The sequence below is a fragment of the Micromonospora sp. MH33 genome (genome assembly GCF_003013775.1).
Taxonomy (GTDB): domain Bacteria; phylum Actinomycetota; class Actinomycetes; order Mycobacteriales; family Micromonosporaceae; genus Micromonospora; species Micromonospora fulviviridis.
This window is the reverse complement of the sequence record NZ_MUYZ01000546.1, coordinates 1-2,337: the sequence shown is the minus strand read 5'-3', so window position 1 is coordinate 2,337 and position 2,337 is coordinate 1. Positions and strand designations below refer to the sequence as shown.

2 protein-coding genes are annotated in these 2,337 nt (G+C 69.3%); both read left to right on the top strand.

All coding sequences use genetic code 11. The annotated features are described in order from the left end of the window. Nucleotides 1-1,378, top strand: a 1,378-nt coding sequence (secD, locus tag B0E53_RS35585) for a protein translocase subunit SecD (RefSeq protein WP_107079835.1), incomplete at its 5' end; no start/stop codon positions are given. A gap of 1 nt (nt 1,379) precedes the next feature. After that, nucleotides 1,380-2,337, top strand: a 958-nt coding sequence (secF, locus tag B0E53_RS35580) for a protein translocase subunit SecF (protein ID WP_107079834.1), incomplete at its 3' end; no start/stop codon positions are given.

The following is a 2,337-nucleotide window of genomic DNA, read 5'->3' as shown; positions in this document are numbered from 1 at the left end:
CGGTCAGGGCGGTATGGCCCCGACGCCGAGCGCCAGCGCCGCCGCGCCGACCCCGTCGGCCACGCCGAGCGCCGCCGCGCCGAGCCCGAGCGCCAGCGCCGAGCCGGTGCCGCAGAGCATCGAGCAGCAGCGCAAGGCCGTCGAGCAGAAGGTGGGCGCGGCCGCCTGGGCCGCCGCGTCCGGCCTCCAGGCGCCGGCCGACCTGACCGCCGACCCGTCGCTGGCCGACAAGCTCAAGCCGTTCGGCACCCTCTCCCCGCAGGAGATCGCGGTGTTGCCGGTCGAGATGCAGTTCAACGTCCCGACCATCACCTGCGCCCAGCTCGACAAGCGGCCGGCGGCGTCGATCAAGGACGAGAAGCAGAAGGCGGTGGCCTGCGAGTCCGGCGCCAAGTACCTGCTCGACGTGGCGAAGGTGCTCGGCACCGACGTCGACGACGCCAACGCCGTGCTCGACCAGACCAGCTCCTGGGTGGTCAGCCTGAACTTCACGGGCAAGGGCCAGGAGAAGTGGACCGCGCTGACCCGCGAGGCGTTCAACAACGAGGGTCAGGCCTGCGACCAGACCGCGCTCGGCCAGGACGGCAAGTGCCGGGTCGCCGTGGTGCTGGACAACGAGATCGTCTCGTCCCCGGAGATCCAGGGCGTGCTCACCGGTGACTCGCAGATCACCGGCAGCTTCGACAACAAGAGCGCCAACGAGCTGGCCAGTCAGCTGCGCTACGGCGCCCTGCCGGTGACCTTCAACCAGGCGGAGTCGCAGAACGTCACCGCGACCCTGGGCGAGAGTCAACTGCGCGCCGGCCTGCTCGCGGCCGGCATCGGCATGCTGCTGGTCATCATCTACTCGTTCTTCTACTACCGGCTGCTCGGCTCGGTCATCTTCCTGAGCCTGGTGCTCTCGGCGCTGCTGGTCTTCGGCGCGCTGGTGGTGCTCGGCCGGTCGATCGGGTTCACCCTCACGCTCGCCGGCATCGCCGGCATGATCGTCTCGCTCGGTGTGGCGGCGGACTCGTTCGTCATCTACTTCGAGCGGCTCAAGGACGAGATCCGGGAGGGACGCAGCCCCCGCAGCGCGGTGCCGCGGGCGTGGATCCGGGCCCGCCGGACGATCATCTCGGCCAACGCCATCACCCTGATGTCGGCGGTCGTGCTCTACATCGTCTCGGTCGGCCAGGTGAAGGGCTTCGCCTTCGCGCTCGGCCTGGCGACCGTCCTCGACCTGGTCGTCGTCTTCCTCTTCCGCCACCCGATCATGACGATGTTCGCCCGGACCCGGGCGTTCCTGTCCCCGCGGGTCAGCGGTCTCGGCCGGGCCCTGCCGGCCCGGTCGGTCGAGCCGGGCGCCGCCCGCAACCCGCGCGTCAAGGAGGCCTGAGATGGCTAAGACTGGTCTGGCGTCCCGGCTCTACCGGGGCGAGGCCGATCTCAACATCGTCGGCCGGCGCAAGCTGTGGTTCGCCGTCGCCGGTGTGCTGGTGCTGATCGCCGTGCTCAGCTTCGCGGTCCGAGGCTTCCACCTCGGCATCGAGTTCGCCGGCGGCACCTCGTTGCAGGTGCCGGCCAGCGTCAGCACCCTCGATGACGCCGAGCGGCAGGTCAACGAGGTGCTGCGGACCAAGGGCGGCGGCGCCGAGGTGGCCACCGCGCAGAAGGTCGGCGGCACCAGCGGTGACTCGTACGAGATGCGGACCTCGGAGCTGACACCGACCCAGTCGAACGACGTCAAGAACGAGATCGCCCAGCGGTTCGGGATCAAGTTCGAGCAGGTCGGCGCCAGCCAGGTCAGTGCGTCGTTCGGCGGCCAGGTGACCGAGCGCGCACTGCTCGGCCTGATCATCTTCCTCGCGGTGGTGGCGGTCTACCTGATCCTCCGCTTCGAGTGGCGGATGGCGGCCGCCGCGATCGCGTCGCTCTTCACGAACCTGGTGCTCACGGCCGGCATCTACTCGCTGGTCGGCTTCGAGGTCACCCCGTCGACGATCATCGGCTTCCTCACCATTCTGGGCTTCGCGCTCTACGACGTGGTGGTGGTCTTCGACAAGGTCCAGGAGAACACCCGGGGCATCACCGCCAACAACAACCAGACCTACGGCGAGGCGGCCAACCTGGCGCTGAACCAGAGCCTCATGCGGTCGCTGAACACCTCGGTGGTCGCCCTGCTCCCGGTCGGCGGTCTGCTCTTCATCGGTGCCGGCCTGCTCGGCGCGGGCACCCTGAAGGACCTGGGTCTGGTGCTCTTCGTCGGTATGGCGGTGGCCTTCCTGACCTCCATCCTGCTGGCCACCCCTCTGCTGGTGCTGCTGAAGAACCAGGACCCGCGGATCAGTGCGCACC